At 74.2% G+C, this 20,789-nt stretch carries 20 protein-coding genes; 6 read left to right on the top strand and 14 right to left on the bottom strand.

Going from position 1 to position 20,789, the window contains the following annotated elements; genetic code table 11:
• Nucleotides 1-304: 304 nt before the first annotated feature.
• Together ACFVXG_RS26070 and ACFVXG_RS26065 are read right to left on the bottom strand one after the other, a co-directional pair.
• Nucleotides 305-1,000, bottom strand: coding sequence for a response regulator transcription factor (locus ACFVXG_RS26070; protein ID WP_031069385.1), 696 nt, complete (start codon nt 998-1,000; stop codon nt 305-307).
• Nucleotides 1,001-1,002: 2 nt separating this feature from the next.
• Nucleotides 1,003-2,475, bottom strand: coding sequence for a sensor histidine kinase (locus tag ACFVXG_RS26065; RefSeq protein ID WP_387930834.1), 1,473 nt, complete (start codon nt 2,473-2,475; stop codon nt 1,003-1,005).
• A gap of 306 nt (nt 2,476-2,781) precedes the next feature.
• On the opposite strand from ACFVXG_RS26065, the gene phoU reads away from it, so the two are divergent.
• Both phoU and ACFVXG_RS26055 read left to right on the top strand, forming a co-directional pair.
• Nucleotides 2,782-3,471 (top strand): phosphate signaling complex protein PhoU, encoded by a 690-nt coding sequence (phoU, locus tag ACFVXG_RS26060; RefSeq protein ID WP_387930833.1) that lies wholly within the window; start codon nt 2,782-2,784, stop codon nt 3,469-3,471.
• Nucleotides 3,472-3,637: 166 nt separating this feature from the next.
• Nucleotides 3,638-3,817: a hypothetical protein gene (locus ACFVXG_RS26055; protein ID WP_350507747.1), complete on the top strand. Its 180-nt coding sequence runs from the start codon at nt 3,638-3,640 to the stop codon at nt 3,815-3,817.
• Nucleotides 3,818-3,949: 132 nt separating this feature from the next.
• Here the strand turns inward: ACFVXG_RS26055 and ACFVXG_RS26050 are convergent, their stop codons facing one another.
• Nucleotides 3,950-4,546, bottom strand: coding sequence for a lytic polysaccharide monooxygenase (locus ACFVXG_RS26050; RefSeq protein WP_387930832.1), 597 nt, complete (start codon nt 4,544-4,546; stop codon nt 3,950-3,952).
• Nucleotides 4,547-4,805: 259 nt separating this feature from the next.
• Nucleotides 4,806-5,564, bottom strand: coding sequence for a phosphoglyceromutase (locus tag ACFVXG_RS26045; protein ID WP_387930831.1), 759 nt, complete (start codon nt 5,562-5,564; stop codon nt 4,806-4,808).
• A gap of 149 nt (nt 5,565-5,713) precedes the next feature.
• Between ACFVXG_RS26045 and ACFVXG_RS26040 the strand changes: the two genes are divergently transcribed.
• Nucleotides 5,714-7,012 carry an MDR family MFS transporter gene (locus ACFVXG_RS26040; protein ID WP_387930830.1) on the top strand — a complete coding sequence of 433 codons (1,299 nt, stop codon included), beginning with the start codon at nt 5,714-5,716 and terminating at the stop codon, nt 7,010-7,012.
• A 93-nt stretch (nt 7,013-7,105) separates the two neighbouring features.
• Here the strand turns inward: ACFVXG_RS26040 and ACFVXG_RS26035 are convergent, their stop codons facing one another.
• Together ACFVXG_RS26035 and mshA are read right to left on the bottom strand one after the other, a co-directional pair.
• The gene (locus ACFVXG_RS26035; RefSeq protein ID WP_387930829.1) at nt 7,106-7,618 is read right to left on the bottom strand and encodes a YbjN domain-containing protein; all 513 of its coding nucleotides are present in this window, start codon (nt 7,616-7,618) and stop codon (nt 7,106-7,108) included.
• Between the two features lie 214 nt (nt 7,619-7,832).
• On the bottom strand, nt 7,833-9,209 hold the full coding sequence (mshA, locus tag ACFVXG_RS26030; RefSeq protein ID WP_387930841.1) for a D-inositol-3-phosphate glycosyltransferase: 1,377 nt from the start codon (nt 9,207-9,209) through the stop codon (nt 7,833-7,835).
• A gap of 231 nt (nt 9,210-9,440) precedes the next feature.
• On the opposite strand from mshA, the gene ACFVXG_RS26025 reads away from it, so the two are divergent.
• Both ACFVXG_RS26025 and ACFVXG_RS26020 read left to right on the top strand, forming a co-directional pair.
• Nucleotides 9,441-10,274 (top strand): class I SAM-dependent methyltransferase, encoded by an 834-nt coding sequence (locus ACFVXG_RS26025; protein ID WP_387930828.1) that lies wholly within the window; start codon nt 9,441-9,443, stop codon nt 10,272-10,274.
• A 103-nt stretch (nt 10,275-10,377) separates the two neighbouring features.
• Nucleotides 10,378-11,019 carry a DUF6215 domain-containing protein gene (locus ACFVXG_RS26020; RefSeq protein ID WP_387930827.1) on the top strand — a complete coding sequence of 214 codons (642 nt, stop codon included), beginning with the start codon at nt 10,378-10,380 and terminating at the stop codon, nt 11,017-11,019.
• A 158-nt stretch (nt 11,020-11,177) separates the two neighbouring features.
• Here ACFVXG_RS26020 and ACFVXG_RS26015 read toward each other — a convergent pair whose 3' ends face one another.
• Complete coding sequence (locus ACFVXG_RS26015; protein ID WP_387930840.1) at nt 11,178-11,738, bottom strand: O-acetyl-ADP-ribose deacetylase; 561 nt, start codon at nt 11,736-11,738, stop codon at nt 11,178-11,180.
• 239 nt (nt 11,739-11,977) lie between these two features.
• Between ACFVXG_RS26015 and ACFVXG_RS26010 the strand changes: the two genes are divergently transcribed.
• Nucleotides 11,978-13,498, top strand: a complete 1,521-nt coding sequence (locus ACFVXG_RS26010; protein WP_387930826.1) for a PP2C family protein-serine/threonine phosphatase — start codon at nt 11,978-11,980, stop codon at nt 13,496-13,498.
• A 101-nt stretch (nt 13,499-13,599) separates the two neighbouring features.
• On the opposite strand, the gene ACFVXG_RS26005 is transcribed toward ACFVXG_RS26010, so the two are convergent.
• The 7 genes from ACFVXG_RS26005 to ACFVXG_RS25975 all read right to left on the bottom strand — a co-directional run bounded on the left by ACFVXG_RS26005 (nt 13,600) and on the right by ACFVXG_RS25975 (nt 20,708).
• Nucleotides 13,600-13,941, bottom strand: a complete 342-nt coding sequence (locus tag ACFVXG_RS26005; RefSeq protein ID WP_387930825.1) for a DUF2516 family protein — start codon at nt 13,939-13,941, stop codon at nt 13,600-13,602.
• 142 nt (nt 13,942-14,083) lie between these two features.
• Nucleotides 14,084-14,578, bottom strand: coding sequence for a hypothetical protein (locus ACFVXG_RS26000; RefSeq protein WP_387930824.1), 495 nt, complete (start codon nt 14,576-14,578; stop codon nt 14,084-14,086).
• Nucleotides 14,579-14,580: 2 nt separating this feature from the next.
• Nucleotides 14,581-14,988 carry a helix-turn-helix transcriptional regulator gene (locus ACFVXG_RS25995; protein ID WP_350508567.1) on the bottom strand — a complete coding sequence of 136 codons (408 nt, stop codon included), beginning with the start codon at nt 14,986-14,988 and terminating at the stop codon, nt 14,581-14,583.
• A 381-nt stretch (nt 14,989-15,369) separates the two neighbouring features.
• Nucleotides 15,370-16,434 (bottom strand): MerR family transcriptional regulator, encoded by a 1,065-nt coding sequence (locus tag ACFVXG_RS25990; RefSeq protein ID WP_387930823.1) that lies wholly within the window; start codon nt 16,432-16,434, stop codon nt 15,370-15,372.
• A 34-nt stretch (nt 16,435-16,468) separates the two neighbouring features.
• A complete protein-coding gene (locus ACFVXG_RS25985) occupies nt 16,469-17,350 on the bottom strand; it encodes an RNA polymerase sigma-70 factor (RefSeq protein ID WP_387930822.1) in 882 nt (293 codons plus the stop codon).
• A gap of 26 nt (nt 17,351-17,376) precedes the next feature.
• Nucleotides 17,377-17,568, bottom strand: coding sequence for a hypothetical protein (locus ACFVXG_RS25980; protein WP_387930821.1), 192 nt, complete (start codon nt 17,566-17,568; stop codon nt 17,377-17,379).
• Nucleotides 17,565-20,708 (bottom strand): DEAD/DEAH box helicase, encoded by a 3,144-nt coding sequence (locus ACFVXG_RS25975; RefSeq protein WP_387930820.1) that lies wholly within the window; start codon nt 20,706-20,708, stop codon nt 17,565-17,567. The genes ACFVXG_RS25980 and ACFVXG_RS25975 overlap by 4 nt, the downstream gene beginning before the upstream one ends.
• Nucleotides 20,709-20,789: the final 81 nt, after the last annotated feature.

The following is a 20,789-nucleotide window of genomic DNA, read 5'->3' as shown; positions in this document are numbered from 1 at the left end:
CCGCGAGATCTACCGGGTCCTAACCGCACCCACCACACCGAACACCACCGCCGAGCAGCTCATCACCGCTGCTTGACATCCATAAGAGCATCCCGGCGCGCCCCTGACCGGGCGCACCCCTGACGCAGTGCGCGAAAGCCTCCCGCAGGCCCTTCCCGGGCCCGCGGGAGGCTTTCGCGCGCCCCCGGCGTGCCCCCGTGGGCTCCCCTTAGCCGCGCGGGAAGGCGGAAGGCCCCCGCCGGCGACTGCCGGTAGGGGCCTTCCGCGTCTTCGCCCGCGTCTTCTGTCCGCGCGGGCCCGCGGTTTACGGCTCGAACTTGTAGCCCAGGCCGCGGACCGTGACCAGGTAGCGCGGCGCGCCCGGGTCGGGCTCGATCTTCGCCCGCAGGCGCTTCACGTGGACGTCCAGGGTCTTGGTGTCGCCGACGTAGTCCGCGCCCCAGACCCGGTCGATCAGCTGCATGCGGGTGAGCACCCGGCCCGCGTTGCGCAGCAGCATCTCCAGCAGGTCGAACTCCTTGAGCGGCAGGTCGACCTTGGCGCCGTCCACCGTCACCACGTGCCGGTCCACGTCCATCCGGACCGGGCCCGCCTCCAGGGCACCCGGGCCGCCGCCGTTGTCGCCCGCGCCGCCGTCCTCGCCGCGGCGGCGCAGCACCGCGCGGATCCGGGCGACCAGCTCCCGGGTGGAGTACGGCTTGGTGACGTAGTCGTCAGCGCCTATCTCCAGCCCGACGACCTTGTCGATCTCGCTGTCCTTGGCGGTCACCATGATCACCGGCACGTTGGAGCGCACCCGGAGCTGGCGGCAGACCTCGGTGCCCGGCAGGCCCGGGAGCATCAGGTCGAGCAGGACGAGGTCGGCACCGTTGCGTTCGAACTGCTCCAGGGCGTCGGGGCCGGTCGCGGCGACGGCCACCTCGAAGCCCTCCTTGCGGAGCATGTACGAGAGGGCGTCGCTGAACGACTCCTCGTCCTCGACCACCAGTACTCGGGTCACGATCAGGCCTCCGGGGCAAGCTGGGTTGTCTTTGACAGGGGTTGTTCCCGCTCCCCGGCGGGGAGCGAACGGGCCGCACGCTCGGTGCGGTCCGCGGTGAGGGTCCGGGGTGCCGCGGCGGGTCCGGCGGGGTCGGCGCCGGGCTCGTCGCGGGGGGTGCGGTGGGGGTCGCCGTGGTGCTGCTCGGCGGCGGCCTCGTCCACGTCGTCGAGGTCGTCGTCGAGGCCGTCAAGGTCGTCGTCGAGGTCGTCGGCGGTGTCGTCGGCGGGGGCCTGGCTGGCGGGCAGCCGGATGGTGAAGGTCGACCCCTGCCCCTCCACGCTCCACACCGAGACGGTGCCGCCGTGCGAGGCGGCCACGTGCTTGACGATGGACAGGCCGAGGCCGGTGCCGCCGGTCTGCCGGGAGCGGGCCGGGTCGACCCGGTAGAAGCGCTCGAAGACCCGCTCGCGGTCCTTCTCCGAGATGCCGATGCCCTGGTCGGTGACCGAGATCTCGATCAGCTCGCCGTCCGCCTCGCCGAGCGCGGCGGCGCTGGAGATCCGGCGGGTGGCGATGGCCACCCGGGTGCGGGGCGGGCTGTAGTTGACGGCGTTCTCCACCAGGTTGCCGAGCGCCGCGGCGAGCTGGCCGCGGTTGCCGTGCAGGTAGAGCCCAGCGATCCCGCCGGCCGCGATCAGGATCTGCTTGGCGGCGGCCTGCTGGCGGCAGCGGTCGATCGCCTCGGCGATCAGCTCGTCCACCGCGACCGGCTCCGGGTCGACCATCAGCCGGTCGTCCTGGACCCGGGAGAGGTCGATGATCTCCTGCACCAGGCTGGCCAGGCGGGTCGCCTCGACCTGCATCCGGCCGGCGAAGCGCTGCACCGCCTCCGGGTCGTCGGACGCGTCGGCGACCGCCTCGGAGAGCAACGACAGGGCGCCGACCGGGGTCTTGAGCTCGTGGCTGACGTTGGCCACGAAGTCCCGGCGGACGGCCTCCACCCGGCGGCGCTCGGTCTGGTCCTCGACCAGCACCAGCACCAGCCGGGAGCCCAGCGGGGCGACCCGGACGGAGACCGCGAGCGGCTCGGCCGCGCGGGCCGCGCCGGGGCGGGGCACCTCCAGCTCCACCTGGCGGATCTCGCCGTCCCGGCGGGTGGCGCGGGCCAGTGCGAGCATCTGGTCCACGGCGACCGCGCCACCGCGGACCAGGCCCATCGCGTACGCCGCCGAGCTGGCCTTGACCACCTCGTCGCCCTCGCCCAGCACGATCGCGCACGACCGGAGCACGGAGAGCACGGTGTCGACCCCCGGCGGCAGCGGGGGTTCCGGGGTGCCGGTGCCCAGCGCCTGGTGCCGGCCGTAGTGCTTTCCGCCTGCGTACTTGCCCTTGGCCTGCTCGCGCTCGCTCCAGCGGAAGGCGATGGAGGCGGTGAGGCCTACGCCGAGCCCGGCTATGGCACAGGCAGCGGCAGCGGCCACATTCACGTCCATGTGGCCAGCGTAAGCGCACGGCCTGGCCACTCCCCAAGGGCTGGATCAAGGCATCCACCACGCGTTGCCGAGAATTCACCTCCACGTAGCTGCCGATTCACCGCACCGGCCGTGCATCGTCGCCCGAACGGCACAGAGTTGGCCATGCAGCCCGTGTGGGAGAGATCGGTGCGCCGAACAGCGGCCACGGTCTCGGGTGTGCGCGTACCATTCGCGCCACCAGCAGCGGTCGCCCGAACGCCGGAACGATGGTCGGACGGGCTGACCGGTCGGCACCGCCACCGACACAGCTACTGAGGAGAGAACATGCGCGACGCGTACCACGAGGAACTCGATGCGATCGGCGACAGCCTGGTCGAGATGGCCCGGCTGGTCGGTTCGGCCCTGGGCCGGGCCACCACCGCACTCCTCGACGCGGACCTGGCGCTGGCCGAGAGCGTGATCGCCGCCGACGAGAAGGTCAACGAGCTCCACCACGAGCTCGAGAACCGCGCCATCGACCTGCTCGCCCGGCAGCAGCCCGTCGCCACCGACCTGCGCATCGTGGTCACGTCGCTGCGGATGAGCGCCGACCTGGAGCGCTGCGGGGACCTCGCCCGGCACGTCGCCAAGGTCGCGCGGATGCGCTACCCCGACTCGGCGGTGCCCGCCGACCTGCACTCCACCGTCCTGGAGATGGGCCAGCTCGCCCAGCGCCTGGTCTCCAAGGCGGGCCTGGTGATCGCCACCAAGGACGTCGACAAGGCCCTGGAGATGGAGCAGGACGACGACCGGATCGACGCCCTGCACCGCGAGCTGCTGTCGCACCTGATCGACGAGCGCTGGCACCACGGCATCGAGACCGCCGTCGACATCACCCTGGTCGGCCGCTACTACGAGCGCTTCGCGGACCACGCGGTGTCCGTCGCCAAGCGCGTCGTGTACCTGGTGACCGGCGAGCACGTGGCCGAGTTCGTGGCCGCCACCGAGGCGGCCGGGGCTGCCGGGGCGGAATGAGGGCTGCTCACCCCCAAGGGTGAGTAAACCCGTGGAGGGGATGGTGCGGGTGCACGGGTTTCCGGACATCCCACCACTGCGCGCCTGTTGACGCTCCCTCCGAACGGCCGCTTCACTCGACGGTGGGGGCACCGGAGTGCGCCCGTCACTAGGAGGGAAGAGCTCGATGAAGGCCAACCCGACCCGACCGGCATCCGCCCACCACACCGTCGAGCCACCCGCCCCGAAGCTGCTGCCCGTCCTCGCGGCCGGTTGCGGCTGCGGCCCGGGCTGCGGCTGCGGCTGCCAGTCCGGCGCGCCCTGCCAGTGCGGCGGCGCCGACGGCGGCTGCTGCGGCGGTCACTGAGGCGGAGCGGGGCGCCGCGCAAACGCCACCCGGGGCCCCGGGGTGCACGGTCGTGCACCCCGGGGCCCCGTGGCGTTGGTCCGGCTCCGGGTCCGGGTGCGCATCCGGGACCGGGTCCGGGGCCCGGAGCCGTCAGAACTGGACGTCGGTGCAGGAGTAGAAGGCGTTCCCGGTGTCGGCGATCGTCCAGACCGCGACCACCACCTGGTGCCCGGTGCGCCCGCTCGGGACGGTCGCGGTGTGGCTGAGCGTGCTCGGCACCTGCTGCCCGCCGTAGGGGACGGTCAGGAACGGCGTCAGGTCGAGGCTGTCCCGGGTGACCGGCTGGCTCGCGTCGTAGCCCGGCTTGGTCAGGTAGTACTCGAAGTCGGTGGTCGCGTGCCGGGCGGTGAAGTTCCAGGTGAAGGTGAGCTGCTGGCCCGCGGTCACCGGCGTGGTCGGCCAGGCGCCGCCGTGCGGGTCGTCCAGCTCGGCGAAGCGGGAGTTGCCGCCGGCGCAGATGGTGCCGTCGGAGGGCCCGCCGGCCGGGAAGCCCTTCGGCCCCTCGACGCTCTGCGGCTCCCACTGGATGTCGCCGCAGTCCCAGGGGACGGCGTTCGCGCTCGCGTCGCAGAGCGCGGCGCGGCTGGGCGGCGTGCTGATGTAGCCGTGGGACTGGGCCGGGAAGGCCAGGGTGAACGGGATCGCGAGCGCGGCGACGGCCGCCCCGACCAGATGACGTGTGCGCATGGTGCTCCTCCGTGGGGGTGGATGGAGAGTGCGCCGGGGCGCAGACGCGCGCGCGTTGGGGGTGCGGCGGCCGGGAGCTGGGGGAATCTCTGGCATGCCTGCGCCAGCCCGGTGCCCTCACGGTAGGAGCCGGCGCCACCGCCCGTCAATGGTCTGAACCATTTTCGAACCCGGCCCAACTCGCCCTACCCACAGGCCGGTTGAACGACCAAGGCCCCGCCCCCGGCGAACCGGGAGCGGGGCCTTCGCGGCAAGCGGGTTACTTCTTGCCCTGGTTCTTGACGGCCTCGATGGCGGCCGCGGCGGCGTCCGCGTCGAGGTAGCGGCCGCCCTTGGCGACCGGCTTGAAGTCGGCGTCCAGCTCGTAGACCAGCGGGATGCCGGTCGGGATGTTGAGGCCGGCGATGTCGGCGTCGGAGATGCCGTCGAGGTGCTTGACCAGCGCGCGCAGGCTGTTGCCGTGGGCGGTGACCAGGACGGTCTTGCCGGCGGCCAGGTCCGGGACGATGGCGTCGTACCAGTACGGGAGCATCCGGTCGACGACGTCCTTGAGGCACTCGGTGCGCGGACGCAGCTCGCTCGGGATGTCGGCGTAGCGGGCGTCACCGGCCTGCGAGTACTCGGCGTCGTCGGCCAGCACCGGCGGCGGGGTGTCGTAGGAGCGGCGCCACAGCTGGAACTGCTCCTCGCCGAACTCGGCCAGGGTCTGGGCCTTGTCCTTGCCCTGGAGCGCACCGTAGTGGCGCTCGTTCAGGCGCCAGCTGCGGTTGACCGGGATCCAGTGGCGGTCGGCCTTGTCCAGGGCGATCTGCGAGGTGCGGATGGCGCGGCGCAGCAGCGAGGTGTGCACCACGTCGGGGAACAGGCCCTCGGCGGCGAGGAGCTCGCCACCGCGGGCGGCCTCCTTCTCACCCTTCTCGTTGAGGTCGACGTCGACCCAACCGGTGAACAGGTTCTTCTGGTTCCACTGGCTCTCGCCGTGACGGAGCAGGATGAGTCGGTACGTCGTGTCAGCCATGGCCCCCAGCTTAGTGGAGCCCGGAAAACCCCTGGTGGGGACCTTGGGGCGGTGGGTAATGTGTGCGCCGCGCATCTGCCACTTACATGCTTCGGCTGAGCGGGCCTGCCCCTGCCGCCCAGCGGACGCCTGCCCTCGGGAGCCCCCACATGCTCGTCAGCCTGGTCAGCAGTCCCCGGATCCGCAGACTGGTGAGGGAGACGGTGGGCGGGTTGCCGCGGCAGTTCTGGTGGCTCTGGGTGAGCACGCTGGTCAACAAGCTCGGCGCCTTCGTGATCACCTTCCTGTCCTTGTACCTGACCACCGAACGCGGGTACTCGGCCTCCTACGCGGGCCTGGTGGCCTCGCTCTTCGGCCTCGGCTCGACCATCGCGGCGGTCGGCGCGGGCGTGCTGGCCGACCGGATCGGGCGGCGACCCACGCTGGTCGCCGCCCAGCTCGGCACCGCGGCCTCCACCGCCGTACTCGGCTTCGTGGACGGCCAGGTGGCGATCGCCGCGGTGGCCTTCCTGGTCGGCCTGTGCAACAACGCCACCCGGCCGGCCACCTCGGCGATCATCGCCGACCTCGTCCCGGCCGAGGACCGGGTCCGGGCGTACTCGCTGAACTTCTGGGCGATCAACATCGGCTTCGGCCTCTCCGCCGCCGTGGCCGGGGTGATCGCCACCCAGGGTTACCTCACGCTCTTCCTGCTGGACGCGCTCTCCACCCTGATCTGCGCGGTGGTGATCTTCATCCGGATCCCGGAGACCAGGCCGGTGCAGCCGGCCGCGACCGGGAAGACCGGCGACGCGCCCGCGATCGGCCTCGGCACGGTGTTCCGCGACGGCCCGTTCATGACGGTGGTCGGGCTCAACCTGCTGCTCGCCCTGGTCTTCCAGCAGAGCAGCACCACCCTGCCCGTCGACATGGGCGCCGCGGGCATCACCGCCACCGAGTACGGGCTGGTGATCGGACTCAACGGGCTGCTGATCGTGGTGCTGCAGATCCCGCTGACCCGCTGGATGGAGGGCCGCTCCCGGACCGGTCTGCTGATCGCCAGCTGCCTGCTGGCGGGCTGGGGCTTCGGGCTGGCGGCCCTGGCCGGCTCCTCGGCCTGGCTGTTCGCGCTCTCGGTGGCGGTTTGGACGGTCGGCGAGGTCCTGAACGCGCCGACCATGATGGGCCTGGTCGCCGAACTGTCGCCGGCCCAGGCCCGCGGCCGCTACCAGGGCGTCTACTCGCTCTCCTGGTCGCTCGCCCTGTTCCTCGGCCCCGGGGTCGGCGGCGTGGTGCTCCAGCACTTCGGTGCCGGGGTGCTGTGGGGCGCCTGCGGGGTCTGCGGCACCGTGGCGGCGCTCGGGCACGTGGCACTGGCCCGCCGTACCCGGTCGACGGCCGGCGCGGACCGGGCGACCGAGGTGGCAGCGCCCGTCGCGGAGTCGGCGAAGGCCCCGGCCGAGGCCTGAGCGCCCGCCGGGGCGGTCGGGCGGGTCGGGTGAGTCGGGCGGGTCGGGCGGGTCGGGTGAGTCGGGCCGATCCAGTGAGTCGGTCCGGTCGGGTCAGTCGGCGGCCGGGGCGGCCAGGTGGGCGAAGGCGGCCAGGTTGCGGGTGGACTCCCCGCGCTTGGTGCGCCACTCCCACTCGCGCCGGATCGCCGAGGCGAAGCCCAGCTCCAGCAGGGTGTTGAAGGGCTCGTCCGCGTTCTCCAGCACCGTCCCGAGCAGCCGGTCGACGGTGTCCGGGCTCAGCGCCTCCAGCGGCAGGCGGCCGGCCAGGTAGACGTCGCCCAGCGCGTCCATCGCGTACGCGACGCCGTAGAGACGGGTGTTGCGCTCCAGCAGCCAGCGGTAGACGGCCTCGTGGTTCTCGTCCGGGCGGCGGATCACGAAGGCGTTCACCGACAGGGTGTGGTCGCCGACCCGCAGCGCGCAGGCGGTGCTCAGCTTGCGGGTGCCCGGGAGGGTCGCCACCAGGGTGTACGGGTCGGCGGCGGCCGGCTCCCAGGCCACCCCGGCGTCGTCCAGGGCGGTGCGCAGGAGGGTGAGGGCCTCGTCCTTGGTGCGGATTGCCATGGGGGTGACGTTACTCGGCGGTACCGGTGGGGCGCAGCCGTAGGGCCCGTCTTCAAACCCCCGTCGTCCGCCCGGAGGGCGGGCGGGGCGGCGTTGGGGTGCGTGCATCGCAAGGCGGAGGAGGGAGGCGATGCGGAGCATCGGGCGACCGACGACAACGCCGCGAGGCGCGTGCCCCGGCGTCGCCCCGCAGACGCGGGTTTGAAGACGGGCCCTAGCCGAGCCGGCGGCGGGCCACCGCCAGGCGGCCGGCCGGGCGGGCCAGGCTGCCGGCGTACACCTCGGCGGTGGTCGCCGCGGCGGTGTCCCAGCCGAAGGCGGCCGCGTGCCGGGCCGCCGCCGCGCCGCGCCGGGCGGCCAGCGCCGGGTCGGTGACGTACGGCTCCAGCGCCTGCGCCCAGTCCCGCGGGTCGTGGCCGCGCACCAGGGTGCCGGACTCGCCGTCCCGCACCGCGACCGGCAGGCCGCCGACCGAGGCCGCCACCACCGGGGTGCCGCAGGCCTGGGCCTCCAGCGCGACCAGGCCGAAGGACTCGCTGTACGAGGGCATCACCAGGGCCGTCGCCGCGCGGTACCAGTCCGCCAGCCGCTCCTGGCCGACCGGCGGGTGGAAGCGCACCACGTCGCCGATGCCGAGCTGGGCGGCGAGCTTGTGCAGGCTCTCCGGCCGGGCCAGCCCGGTGCCGGACGGCCCGCCGACCACTGGCACCACCAGCCGCTCGCGCAGCGCCGGGCGGCGCTCCAGCAGCGCGGCGACCGCCCGCAGCAGCACGTCCGGGGCCTTCAGCGGCTGGATCCGCCCGGCGAACAGCAGCACCGCCGCGTCCTGCGGCAGGCCCAGCCGGGCCCGGGCGTCGGCCCCGGCGCGCGGGCCGCCGGGGCGGAAGACGTCCAGGTTGACCCCGGGGTGGACGACGGCCAGCTGGTCCGGCCGGGCGGCGTAGTGCAGCGCCAGCTCGGCGGCCTCCTCGGTGGTGTTGGCGATCAGCCGGTCGGCCGCCTCGACCACCTGGGTCTCGCCGATCACCCGGGCCGCGGGCTCGGGCGTGTCGCCCTCGGCCAGCGCGGCGTTCTTGACCTTCGCCATGGTGTGCATGGTGTGCACCAGCGGCACCCCCCAGCGCTGGGCGGCCAGCCAGCCGACCTGCCCGGAGAGCCAGTAGTGCGAGTGCACCAGGTCGTAGTGGCCGGGGCGGTGGCCCGCCTCGGTGCGCAGCACGCCGTGGGTGAAGGCGCACAGCTGGGCCGGCAGGTCCTCCTTGACCAGGCCCTCGTACGGCCCGGCGGTGACGTGCCGGACCAGCACGCCGGGGGCCAGCTCGACGGTCGGCGCGTCGTCCGAGCAGATCGCCCGGGTGAACACCTCGACCTCGATGTTGAGCTCGGCCAGGCGCTTGGCCAGCTCGACGATGTAGACGTTCATCCCGCCGGCGTCCCCGGTGCCGGGCTGGTGCAGCGGCGAGGTGTGCACGCTCAGCATGGCTATCCGGCGCGGGCGGCGACGGCCCGGGACCAGCGACTGGAGCCGGCCGCGCGCGGGCGCGGCGGACGCGGACTGGGCACGGCGTACCGAACGGACGGGGTGCTGGATCACCTGGCTGAAGCCTCCTCGTGTGCGGCCCGTCTCGGCGGTCCGCGTGAACGGGCCCGCCACATGTCCGGTGTGCGCTGCCCCGTCCCGGGCACACATCACCACCAGTGTGCCAACCACTCGGCGGCCGTCCGGCATTCCCGGTCCCGGCGACGGCTCCGCCGGGCCGGCATCCGCCCAGCTCAGGGCCGTGCCCGACCGGCCCCGCGGGCGCCGACTACCCTTCTGGGCATGGCTGCCTCCTTCGACCCCGCGACCGCCGCGCCCGCCCGCGGCCGGACCGGACGGCCGGTCGGGACGGTCACCCGGGGCACCACCAACACCAACCGGCTGCGCCGGATGGACCGCTGGATCGCCCACGCCCTGGGCCGGGCACTGCGTGCCGCCGACCGGCCGCCGGTGGCGGTCGACCTCGGCTACGGCGCGGCGCCGTGGACGGCCGTGGAGCTGGCCGGGCGGCTGCGCACGGTGCGGCCGGACGTCCGGGTGGTCGGGATCGAGATCGAGCCGGAGCGGGTCGCGGCCGCGCTGCCGTACGCCGAACCGCCGCTGCTCACGTTCCGGCGCGGCGGCTTCGAGGTACCGCTGGACGGCGGGGCGCCGGCCCAGCTGATCCGGGCCGCCAACGTGCTGCGGCAGTACGACGAGTCGGCGGTGGCCGGGGTGTGGGAGCGGCTGTGCGCCCGGCTGGCCCCGGACGGGCTGCTGGTCGAGGGCACCTGCGACGAGATCGGGCGGCGGCACGTCTGGGTCGCGCTGGGGCCGGAGGGGCCCCGGACGGTGACCTTCGCGGCCCGGCTGGGCGGCCTGGGCCAGCCCTCCGACCTGGCCGAACGGCTGCCGAAGGCGCTGATCCACCACAACGTGCCGGGGCGGCCGGTGCACGCCTTCCTGACCGACTTCGACCGGGCCTGGGCGGCGGCCGCGCCGTACGGGGCGTTCGGGGCGCGGCAGCGCTGGGTGGTGGCCTGCACGGCGCTGGCGGGCAGCTGGCCGCTGGTGGACGCGCGCGGACGGTGGCGGCAGGGCGAGGTCACGCTGCCCTGGACGGCGCTGGCGCCGTAGCGGGCGACCGGGCCCGGGCCGGAGCGAGCGGGCGCCGTAAGATCATCTCCGCTTGGGGGTGCTCGAACGGTCGAGGACCGGCGGTACGGGGGGACGGTCCACGGTGGAGACGGACGAGCGGAACAACACGGACGGGCGGAACAACACGGCGGTCATCGCGGCGGTGGCCATGACGGTCCTGGCCGGCGGCCTCGTGGTGGCCCTGATGCAGGTGGACGCCCTCAAGCCCCACCCGGCGCCCGCGAGGTGCCCGCAGGCGGCGGCGAGCGATCCGGCGGGCGACGCGGTGTTCTGCGCCGCGCTCAACCGCCGCGACCTGCCAGAGCTGCTCGGCACGCCCGGCGACCAGGCGGCCGAGGCCGGCCGGGGAACCGTCCTCGGCGACGACCACAAGGACGCGCGGGCGGAGGTGCGCCTCCGGGACACCGTCGTCAGCCTCTCGGAGAGCTCCCGGTCGGCCGCGTCCGTGGGCTCGTCAAGCACCCCTGACAACACCCAGGTCACCGTCCTCGGCCACCGCGCGGCGACCACCTGGGACACGACGGTGACGCTCTTCGGCCCGAAGAACGCCCCCAGCCCCAAGACGCGGAACCTCGTCATCGCGAAGGACCCCAAGGACCCCGGCGGCAAGGCCTTCGAGATCGCCGTCTTCCGCCAGGACGGCGGGATGGTCGATGACGCGGTCGTCCAGCGGGTCGCCGAGGCCGTGGTCCCGAACCTCCCGGGCTGGGTCGCGGCGCCGTAGGGCCGTGGGCCGTCCGGTCGGACGGGCGACGCGGGCCTATCTTTCGGCTTTCACTCGAACGAGTTATCGAATATCTCTGGCGTGTTGACGCCTCGTCACGCCACGATGGAGACCGCCGGGCGGCGACACCACACGCCGCCCGGTGCGCACCGTGCCCGTCAGTCACCCGGCCCGGGCAGCTCCCGCAGGGCCCGTTCGAACACCTCGTACATCTCCGCCCCGAACAGCACGAACCGCACCTCCGCCAGCTCTGCGCCCGCCCGCGCGTCACCGCCGCCCAGCACCTCGGCGACGGTGCCGAGCGCGATCCGGGCCGCGTCCGCCGGCGGCCAGCCGAAGATCCCGGCCGACACGGCCGGGAAGGCCACCGTGCGCGCGCCCAACCCGGCCGCCGTGCGCAGCGACTCGCGATAGCAGGAGGCCAGCAGCCCAGCCCGCTCCTCGTACTCCTCCGCCAGGTACACCGGCCCGACGGTGTGCACCACCCACCGGGCCGGCAAGCGCCCGGCCGTGGTCGCCACCGCGCGGCCGGTGGGCAGCCCCTTGCCCCAGTGCGAGGCCCGCAGTCGGCGGCACTCCTCCAGGATCTGCGGCCCGCCCCTGCGGTGGATCGCGCCGTCCACCCCGCCACCGCCCAGCAGCGAGGAGTTGGCGGCGTTCACCACCGCGTCCACCCGCTGTTCCGTGATGTCACCCTCGACCAGGGTGATCCGCGTCACCATCACCAACCCCCTTCCCCGGGCCCGTCCGGCAGCCGCCGGGCCGGGATCCGAGCCGTCGTCCGAATCCGATCACCACACCGCCACCGGCGTGGCAATAACCACAACGGCGCCGGTCGGCCAGAGAAATCCCCGGAGATCACGTTATGGTCGCGAGAAGTTCCCCGACGCGCGGTGCCAGGCGGGCACTGCGGACGGACGCCGGCCGTTACGCAGGCGGGGAAAGGGAGGAACCACCGATGCCCGCAACGGGAGACGGGCGGGCACCTGGTGCCGCGGACCTGCCGGGCGCCCACGACGGCGCCCCCGTCGGCCATGCCCGTACCCGCCCGGCCGCCACCGGTCCGGCCACCGCCGCTCCCCCGATACCCCACCCCCGCTCGCAGCCGGTCCGGACCGCGCACGGCACCCGCCGCCCCGCCCACCTCACCGAGGTCGGCAACGCCCCCGCGGCCGGGGACGGGCCGCTCGACGGCACCGCCTCGCCCCTGCGGCTGCTGGTCATCGAGGACGACGCCTCCGACGCCCAGCTGATCAAGGCCGCGGTCGCCGACAGCGGCACCTCGATCGAGATCCACTGGGCCCGCGGCCTCGAACAGGCCACCCAGCTGCTCGCCCAGTCCTCCCCCGCCGGCCGGCGCGGACGCTCCCGCGGCGGCGAATTCGGCTGCGTGCTGCTCGACCTGGCCTCCCCCGCCGACCTGCCGCACCCCTCCGACGCCTCGGACGGCCTGGAAGGCCTCCACGAACTGCTCCGCCGTGCCCCGCACATCCCCGTGGTGGTGCTCACCGACGCCGCCGGGGCCGAACTCGGCGCCGCCGCCGTCGCCGCGGGCGCCCAGGACTTCCTGCTCAAGCACGAGACCGACGGCCCGCTGCTGGCCCGCGCGCTGCGCTACGCGGTCGAGCGCAAACGCGCCGACGAATCCCAGCGCCGCCTCGTCGAGGCCGAGTTGCGCGGCCAGGAGAACGCCCGCCTGCAGCGCCACCTGCTGCCCACCCCGCTGCTCGACGGCGCCGGACTCTCCTTCACCCGGCGCTACCGGCCCGGCCGCCGCCGCGCCCTGCTCGGCGGCGACTTCTACGACGCCGTGCGCACCGACGACGGCACCGTCCACGTCGTGATCGGCGACGTCTGCGGCCACGGCCCGGACGAAGCCGCGCTCGGCGTCGCGCTCCGGATAGCGTGGCGCACCCTGGTCTTCGCCGGGCTCACCGGCGAGACCCTGCTCACCACCCTCCAGCACGTGCTGGAGCACGAACGGCGCAGCGACGAGATCTTCGCGACGCTCTGCATGCTCGTCATCGAGCCCGGCGCCGCCGCCACCGGGCTCGACTCGCTCGGTACCGGCGAACGCGCCCGGCTCTACCTCGCCGGGCACCCGGCACCGCTGCTGCTCAGCCGCGACCACGCCCCGGCCACCCTGCCCTCCGACTTCGCCGGGCCCGCGCTCGGGCTGCTGCCGTGCCACGACGGTGCGGCGGCCTGGCCGGCCCACGAGGTCGAACTCCAGCCCGGCTGGCGGCTGTTGCTCTACACCGACGGGCTGATCGAGGGGCGGGTCGGGGCCGGGTCGCGCCGCCTCGGGCAGGACGGGCTCGCCGACCTGATCGCCGACCACCAGTCCGCGGGGCTCACCCGGGGGCGGCTGGTCGACAGTGCGATCGCGGAGGTCGAGGAGCTGAACGGCGGGGCGTTGACGGATGACGTCGCGGTGCTGTTGCTGGAGCGGAATCCGGTGCAGCTGATCCTGGGCTGAGGGTGAGGGCAGACGGTTGCGGACGGTTGCGGACAACGGTGCGGCCCGGGAGAGTGGTTCAACTCTCCCGGGCCGTGGCGTTGTTCGTGGGGTCTGCCGGTCTACCAGGGGCCGTAGGGGCCGGTGTTGCTCCGGCCGGTGCCGCCGGTCAGGGTCCGGATCGCGGGGCGGACGTCCACCACGTAGACGATCGAGGCGACCAGGCCGGCCAGGGTGCCGATGCTGCCGAGGAAGTTCGCCCCGAACAGCAGGTCCCAGCCGAAGCTGATGCCGAGGATCGCCAGCCAGAAGCCCTTGGTCTTCTTGTCGGCCGCCCGGTAGGCGTCCTCGCGGCGGGTGGCCGCGTCGATCAGCGCGAAGAACTTGTAGCCGAGGATCGCGACGGCCATCCACCAGAACGGGTTCAGGTAGGAAAAGGCCAGGATCTGGAACACTCCGGTCATCGCGATCTCCTACATCTCTCGGCTTGCTGCGCCCCGGCCGCCGCCCATCCTGGCACGGCGGCTGCCCGCACGGTGTGAACGTGCCGCGGCGGGTGGATGTGCCCCGGCCTCCCGGCGGGATGCCCTCCCGGCGGGCGGGTGCTCACTCTGCGGCGGTGGGGGTGTTCTTTCGGGGCTTGGCGGGGGTCTTCGGGGCGGGGGCCGTTTCGGCGGTGGGGGCGGGGGTGGGGGCGAGTTCGGTGGGCTCGGCGTCGCCGTGGGGGCGGGCCTTGTCCACGACCACCTTGCCGCGCTCGGCCAGTTCGTCGTACGTCTCCTTGGCCCGGACGGCCAGCTCGACCGCGCGGGCGACCTGCTGCAGGGCGAAGCCCTGGGCGCGCTCCTGAAGGACCTTGAGGTCGGTCGGGAAGGCGGTGACGGCCTCGGTGACCTTGGCCGGGGCACCGGCCAGCAGCTCCTGTGCCTCGTGGAGCCTGGCGGTCGCCTTCTCCTGCGCGCCCTGGCGGTCCGCGGTCAGGGCCTCGACCCGGCCCGGCACTTCGCGCAGCTTCTCGTACGCGAGGTCCCCGGCGCCGGCGAGGGCGTACAGCGGGGTCGGGTCGGTGAGGGTCTTCTTGATCTCGTCGGTGATCGGCATGGTTACCGGTCCTCCCGGTGGGTGTTCTGGGTGGCCGCGCCGTCGGTCGTCGGGGTGGAACCCGAGGCGGCGTTCTCCTTGAGGAAAGCGTCGTAGACCGCGAGCAGCGCCTGCTTCTGCTGCTCGTTGATCAGCGGATCGGCCAGGATCGAGGCCCGCAGCTCCAGGCCCTCGCCCCGCCGCTCCTCCAGGATCCCGGCCTGGACGTACAGCGTCTCCGCCGAGATCCGCAGCGCCTTCGCGATCTGCTGCAGGATCTCCGCGCTCGGCTTGCGCAACCCTCGCTCGATCTGGCTGAGGTACGGGTTGGACACGCCGGCGGCCTCCGCCAGCTGGCGCAGCGAGTATTGCGCGTTGCGGCGCTGCTCGCGGATGTACTCGCCCAGGGAGGCGACGTTCAGTGAGGCCATGGGGACAGGGTGCGGGATTGTGCTTGCAATTGCAAGCAGGGTGCTTGCTGGGGGCTAGCGGGGGGTTGGGCCGCTGCGCGGGGCTGGGGTGGGGCGGGGGGCTCTCGGGAGGGTGGGTGAGGCCGGGGGCGGTTCCGGGGGTGGCCGCTCCGGGGGCTGGATGATTTTCCGACCGCCGACCCTGTGGGTGGGGTGTTGAGACCGTTGGCGGTCTGAAAATCACCCGTCACGCCCCTCTCCGCACCCACCCCCTCCACCGCCCCCTCCCGCAGCGCGTCCCTCTCGCCTGGGTCGGGTGGGGGGAGGGGGGTGGTGGGGGAGGGGGGTGGTGGGGGTGGGTGGTGGTGGTGGTGGGTGGGTGGGGTGGGTGGGTCAGGGGCGTCAGGGGAGGCGGATGGGCATCAGGACGGAGTAGGTGCCGGTCCGGCCGGGGGTGCGGATGGCGAGGGGGGCGATGGGGCCGCCGAGTTCGAGGAGGAGTTGTTCGGGGTGGGCGGCGTGGAGGGCGTCGAGGAGGAAGTCGCGGTTGAGGGCGATGTGGAGGGCTTCGGGGGTGGGGTCGGCGGTGACGGTGAGGTGGCCGTCTTCGGTGAGGGTGAGCACGGTGACCTGGCAGTCGGCGCCGTGGGGGCCGGAGGGGAGGGTGCGGGTGGCGCCGGTCTCGACGGCGGTGCGGAGTTCGGCAGCGGGGAGGGTGACGCGGTGGTGGGGGGTGAGGTGGGTCAGGGTGCGGTGGTCGGGGTAGTTGAGGTCGACTGCCGGGCCCTCGATGCGGTGGTCGGGGGTTTCGGCGCGGAAGGTGTCGGGGCCGAGGGTGAGGGTGACCTCGGCGGGGGTGGCGGGCAGCAGGGCGCGTAGGGCGTCCACCAGGGCGGTGGGGACGGTGGTGCCGGGGGCGGGCTGTCGCGGGGTGCCGATGGCGGGCAGTTCGGCGAGGGCCATCCGGTAGCGGTCGGTGGCGACCAGGCGCAGCACCGGGCCGTCCGGTTCGAAGAGCACACCGGTCAGGGCGGGTTGGTCGGGGTCCGCGCAGACCGCGAAGCGGACGGCGTCCAGGGCGGCGGCCAGGCCGTCGGCGCGGACGGTGAGGCGCAGGGTGGTGGTCATGGGGTGCTCCCGCTGTTCGATCGTGGTGCGGATCAGGGAGAGCTCGCGGCGGGCGTCGGCCAGGCCGTCCTCCAGGCGGCGCAGGTGGGCGTCGAGGACGCGGTCGGCGTCGTGGCCGGACAGAACGGCGCGGATGTCGGCCAGCGGCAGGCCGACCCGGCGCAGCCGGACCAGCAGTCGGGCGTCGGCGAGTTGGGCGGGCCGGTACCAGCGGTAGCCGGTCTGCGGGTCGACCCAGGCGGGGGTGAGCACCTCGGCGCCGTCGTAGTAGCGCAGGGTGCCGACGCCCAGGCCGCTGGCGCGGGCCAGTTCGCCGATGCTGTGCAGCTCGCTCTCCATGCCGGTGACTCTCGGGGCTCGACCTGGTCGAGGGTCAAGCGAGGTGGGTGAGCTTGTTCGGGTTGCGGATGACGTGGATCGAGCTGACCAGGGGCTCGCCGTTCGGGCCCTCGGTGAAGTCGAGGACGGAGACGGAGTCGACGGCGCCGTTTACGGTGATCAGCACGCCGGGCTGGCCGTTGACCAGGACGGGGCGCGCGGCTGCGGCCTCGCCCAGCTGGCGGAGCACGCCGAGGAGGAAGCGGGCGACGTTGTCGGCGCCGGTGACCGGGCGCAGGGCCGCGCGGATCACTCCGCCGCCGTCGCTCCAGGTGGTGACGTCGGGGGCGAGGAGTTCGAGCATCCGGTTGAGGTCGCCGCCGACGCAGGCCGCGAGGAACTCGTCGGTGGCCCGGCGGCGCAGCGTCGGCGGGGCATCGTAGCGGGGGCGGCGGGCGCGCACATGGGCCCGGGCCCGGCTGCCGACCTGGCGGCAGGCCGCCTCGGTGCGGTCCAGGGCCTCGGCGATCTCCAGGTAGGAGAAGCCGAAGGCCTCCTTGAGGACGAACACCGCCCGCTCCAGCGGGGAGAGGCTCTCCAGCACCACCAGGAGGGCGAGCGAGACGCTCTCGGCGCGCTCGACGCCGTCGGTGGCGTCGGGCTCGGTGACCAGCGGCTCGGGCAGCCAGGGGCCGAGGTAGGACTCGCGGCGGACGGCGGCCGAGTCCAGGCGGTTGAGGGCGAGGTTGGTGACCGTACGGGCGAGGTAGCCGGCGGGGCTGGCGATCGGGCCGGTGACGCCGCTCCAGCGCAGCCAGGTGTCCTGGACCAGGTCCTCGGCGTCGGCGACGCTGCCGAGCATCCGGTAGGCGATGCCGAAGACCATCCGCCGGTGCTGTTCGAAGGCGGCGAGGCGGGTGTCGGGGGTGTCGGTCACGGTCGGGACGCTATCGCAGGTGGGGGTCAGGAGCGGAAGGTTTCGTAGGCGGGGGCGAGGAGGATCGCCAGGTCGCGGCCGTGGACGGTGATGCCGGAGCGGCCGAGGCGGCGCAGCGAGGGCTCGTCCGGCTCTTCGTCCGGGGTCTGCGGCAGGGTGAAGTCGCCGCGCCAGTAGGCGGCGACGTTGACCATCGGGGGTGGTGTCCGGTCGGTCATGCGTCCTCCTCGGCGACGGCGTCCTCGCGGGTGAGGGTGATGAGTTCGCGCAGGGCTTCGGGGGGGAGGTCGGTGAGCCGGTGTTCTCCTGTACTCACTACGTTTTCGGCCAACGAGCGTTTGGCGGTGAGGATTTCGTCGATCCGCTCCTCGACGGTGCCGACGCAGACCAGTCGGCGGACCTGGACGTCGCGGCGCTGGCCGATCCGGAAGGCCCGGTCGGTGGCCTGCTCCTCGACCGCCGGGTTCCACCAGCGGTCCAGGTGGATCACCTGGTTGGCGGCGGTGAGGTTGAGGCCGGTGCCACCGGCCCGGAGGGAGAGGAGGAAGACCCTGGGGCCGTCCGGGGATTGGAAGCGCTCGACCAGTTCCTCGCGGCGGGTGCGGGGGACGCCGCCGTGCAGGTAGAGGACCTCCTCGCCGAGGCGGCGCTCCAGGTACGGGCGGAGCATGGTGCCGAACTCGGCGTACTGGGTGAAGACGAGCGTGCGGTCCCCCTCGGCCAGCGCCTCCTCGAGCAGCTCGGCGAGCCGGGCGACCTTGCCCGAGCGCTCGCCCAACGGTGAACCGTCGTGCAGCAGTTGGGCCGGGTGGTTGCAGACCTGCTTGAGCTTGCCGATGGCGGCCAGCACCGTGCCGCGCCGCTCCACGCCCCGGATGCCCTCCACCCGCTGGAGCAGGTCGGCGACCACCGCCTGGTAGAGGCCGGCCTGTTCGGCGGTCAGGTTGCACCAGACGGTCATCTCCTGCTTGGCGGGCAGCTCGGCCGCCACGGCTGGGTCGGACTTGAGCCGGCGCAGCACGAACGGGGCGGTGCGGCGCCGGAGTTCGGCGGTGCGTTCGGGGCTGCGGTGCAGTTCGACCGGGATGGCGTAGCGCTCCTTGAAGCGCTCGGCCGGGCCGAGCAGGCCGGGGTTGGCGAAGTCCAGCACGGCGTGCAGCTCGGCGAGCCGGTTCTCCACCGGGGTGCCGGTCAGGGCGATCCGGTGCCGGGCCACGGGCAGGGCGCGGATCGCCCGGGACTGGGCGGTGCCGGTGTTCTTGATGTGCTGTGCCTCGTCGGCGACGACCCGGTGCCAGCGGATCGCGCGGAGGGCGGGGAGGTCGCGCTGGACCAGCCCGTAGGTGGTGATGACCAGGTCCATTCCTCTTACGGCGTTGGTGAGTTGGCTTGCGCCGAGGCGGTCGGCACCGTGGTGGACGTAGCGGCGCAGGCCGGGGGCGAAGCGCTCGGCCTCGCGTTGCCAGTTGCCGACCAGGGACATCGGGCAGACCAGGAGGGTGGGGGCGGTGGTGCCCTCGGAGCGTTCGGCGGCGAGCAGGGCGAGGGTCTGGACGGTCTTGCCGAGGCCCATGTCGTCGGCGAGGACGGCGCCGAGGCCGAGGTCCGACATCGTCTTCAGCCAGGCCAGCCCGCGTCGCTGGTAGGGGCGCAGTTCGGCGTGGAAGTCCGGTGGCAGGGGCGGGACTTCGGGGGTGGCGGTGGCGGTTCCGGCGATCAGGTCGCCGAGCGGGCCGTCCACCCGGACGCCGGTGACCGGCAGCCCGGCGACCGTCGCCTCCGGGTCGAGGGCGAGCCGCAGCAGGTCGGCGGCGGCCAGCAGGCCGTCGCGCTGCTCGGTGAGGAAGGCCAGCGCGGCGGCGATCTGGGCCGGGTCGGCTTCCAGCCACGTACCCCGGACCCGCACCAGCCCCTGCTTGGCGGCGGCGAGTTCGGCGAGTTCCTGTTCGGTGAGCGGGGTGCCGTCCGGGCCGAGGGCGGCCTGCCAGCGGAAGGCGACCACGGCGTCCCGGTCGACCTGGCTGGTGACGGCGAGGGTGCCGGGCGCGGGCGGGGTGGTGGCGCGCAGGGCGAGCCCCAGCCGGGGGCGGCGGCGCCACCAGGCGGGCAGCAGTACGCCGAAGCCGGCCTCGGCCAGGGCGGGCGCGGCGGTGCGCAGGAAGTCGAGCGCGCCGGTGCGGTCGAGCGGCAGGACGGACGGGCGGGAGCGGTGGCGCAGCCCGTCCAGGGCGGGCCAGCGGTGGGCGGCGCGGGCGAGTTCGGCGACCAGGACGTCGGTCGGGCCGGCGGGCTCGGTCTGCACGAGCTTGCGGGCGAGGGCGGCGTGCGCCGCGCCGCCCTCGTGCAGCTCGGCGGCGCGGACCAGCAGGGAGGGCTCGTCGACGGCCTGGAGCAGGAACTCGAGCTGCCAGGCGTCGTCGGAGGGGCGGCCCTCGGGGTCGTCGTCGGCCGGGCCGAGCGGTTCGACCAGGCGGAAGCAGAGCCGTAGCGCGGGGTCGGCGGGCTCGGCGGTGGCGTACCAGTCGGTGATCCGGCGGCGCAGTTCGGCGATCTCCCCGGGCGGGGCGTCGACCTCGCCGGAGGGGGTGGTGAGGGCGTGCAGCCAGCGGTCGGCCGGCCCCTGGCCGGGCTCGGGGAAGGGGGTGCCGGCCAGTGCGGCCCGGGCCTCGGCGTCCACCAGGGCGGCCAGGGCCGCGTCCAGCAGCGCCTCGCCGGTGTCGGCGCCGGTCGGCCACTCGCCGAGCAGGACGGGTGGGCAGCCGGCCGCCAGGGCGGCGGCCTCGCGCCGCGCGGCCGGGGTGGGGTCGGGCCGCCAGCGGGCCCGGGGGCGGCCGTCGATGAGGACGGGCAGGGGCAGCACCCGGCCCCGGCCGACCGAACGCCAGGCGAGGTCGTGCACTCCGGTGAGCCAGCGCAGCGAGGGCCCGTAGACCACCTCGACCCGGCCGGTGCCGGGCAGGTCGGTGTCGGTGACGGCCCAGTGCGGGTCGTGGACCTCGCCGAGCAGCTGGGCGGCGGCCCCGGCGTCGAAGAGCAGCGCGGGCACCCGCCAGGGGGCGAGCACGGCACCGCCGCGCGGCGGGGTGACCGGCAGGTCGGGCGAGGGGGCGGGCAGGGTGGCGACGGTGGGCAGCAGCAGGGTGGCCCAGCGCTCGGGGGCTTGCCCGGCGAGCCAGCCGAGGCCGGGCCCGATGCCGCCGAGCACGGCGGCCAGGCGCCCGGCCGGGCAGGCGTAGGGGTGGGCGCGCGGGGCGGGCCGGTCGGGGTGGGGTTCGGTGGCGTCGGCGTGGGCGCGGGCGTCCTCGGCCCAGAGGGCCAGCCGTCCGTCCGCCCGCCAGAGTGCGTGCAGGACGAACATGCGGGGCCTCTCGGGGCGGGTGGGAACCGTCCTTCGCAGCCTAGCCGGAGGGTCGGACAGTGCCCGTCGGGCCGTCCCGGA

The sequence above is a fragment of the Kitasatospora sp. NPDC058162 genome (genome assembly GCF_042884005.1).
In the GTDB taxonomy this organism is placed as follows: Bacteria; Actinomycetota; Actinomycetes; order Streptomycetales; family Streptomycetaceae; genus Kitasatospora.
Note: the sequence above shows the minus strand (reverse complement) of the source record. Positions and strands in the feature narration are given on the sequence as shown.

Coding starts and splice junctions, on each gene's coding strand:
- ACFVXG_RS26000 (WP_387930824.1), bottom strand. CDS start 14,578: ATGCCGATCACCGACGAGATCAAGAAGACCCTCACCGACCCGACCCCG.
- ACFVXG_RS26005 (WP_387930825.1), bottom strand. CDS start 13,941: ATGACCGGAGTGTTCCAGATCCTGGCCTTTTCCTACCTGAACCCGTTC.
- ACFVXG_RS26025 (WP_387930828.1), top strand. CDS start 9,441: ATGGCTGCCTCCTTCGACCCCGCGACCGCCGCGCCCGCCCGCGGCCGG.
- ACFVXG_RS25975 (WP_387930820.1), bottom strand. CDS start 20,708: ATGTTCGTCCTGCACGCACTCTGGCGGGCGGACGGACGGCTGGCCCTC.
- ACFVXG_RS26035 (WP_387930829.1), bottom strand. CDS start 7,618: ATGGCAATCCGCACCAAGGACGAGGCCCTCACCCTCCTGCGCACCGCC.
- ACFVXG_RS26055 (WP_350507747.1), top strand. CDS start 3,638: ATGAAGGCCAACCCGACCCGACCGGCATCCGCCCACCACACCGTCGAG.
- ACFVXG_RS25990 (WP_387930823.1), bottom strand. CDS start 16,434: ATGGAGAGCGAGCTGCACAGCATCGGCGAACTGGCCCGCGCCAGCGGC.
- ACFVXG_RS26065 (WP_387930834.1), bottom strand. CDS start 2,475: ATGGACGTGAATGTGGCCGCTGCCGCTGCCTGTGCCATAGCCGGGCTC.
- ACFVXG_RS26045 (WP_387930831.1), bottom strand. CDS start 5,564: ATGGCTGACACGACGTACCGACTCATCCTGCTCCGTCACGGCGAGAGC.
- ACFVXG_RS25995 (WP_350508567.1), bottom strand. CDS start 14,988: ATGGCCTCACTGAACGTCGCCTCCCTGGGCGAGTACATCCGCGAGCAG.
- ACFVXG_RS26050 (WP_387930832.1), bottom strand. CDS start 4,546: ATGCGCACACGTCATCTGGTCGGGGCGGCCGTCGCCGCGCTCGCGATC.
- phoU (WP_387930833.1), top strand. CDS start 2,782: ATGCGCGACGCGTACCACGAGGAACTCGATGCGATCGGCGACAGCCTG.
- ACFVXG_RS25980 (WP_387930821.1), bottom strand. CDS start 17,568: ATGACCGACCGGACACCACCCCCGATGGTCAACGTCGCCGCCTACTGG.
- ACFVXG_RS26040 (WP_387930830.1), top strand. CDS start 5,714: ATGCTCGTCAGCCTGGTCAGCAGTCCCCGGATCCGCAGACTGGTGAGG.
- ACFVXG_RS26010 (WP_387930826.1), top strand. CDS start 11,978: ATGCCCGCAACGGGAGACGGGCGGGCACCTGGTGCCGCGGACCTGCCG.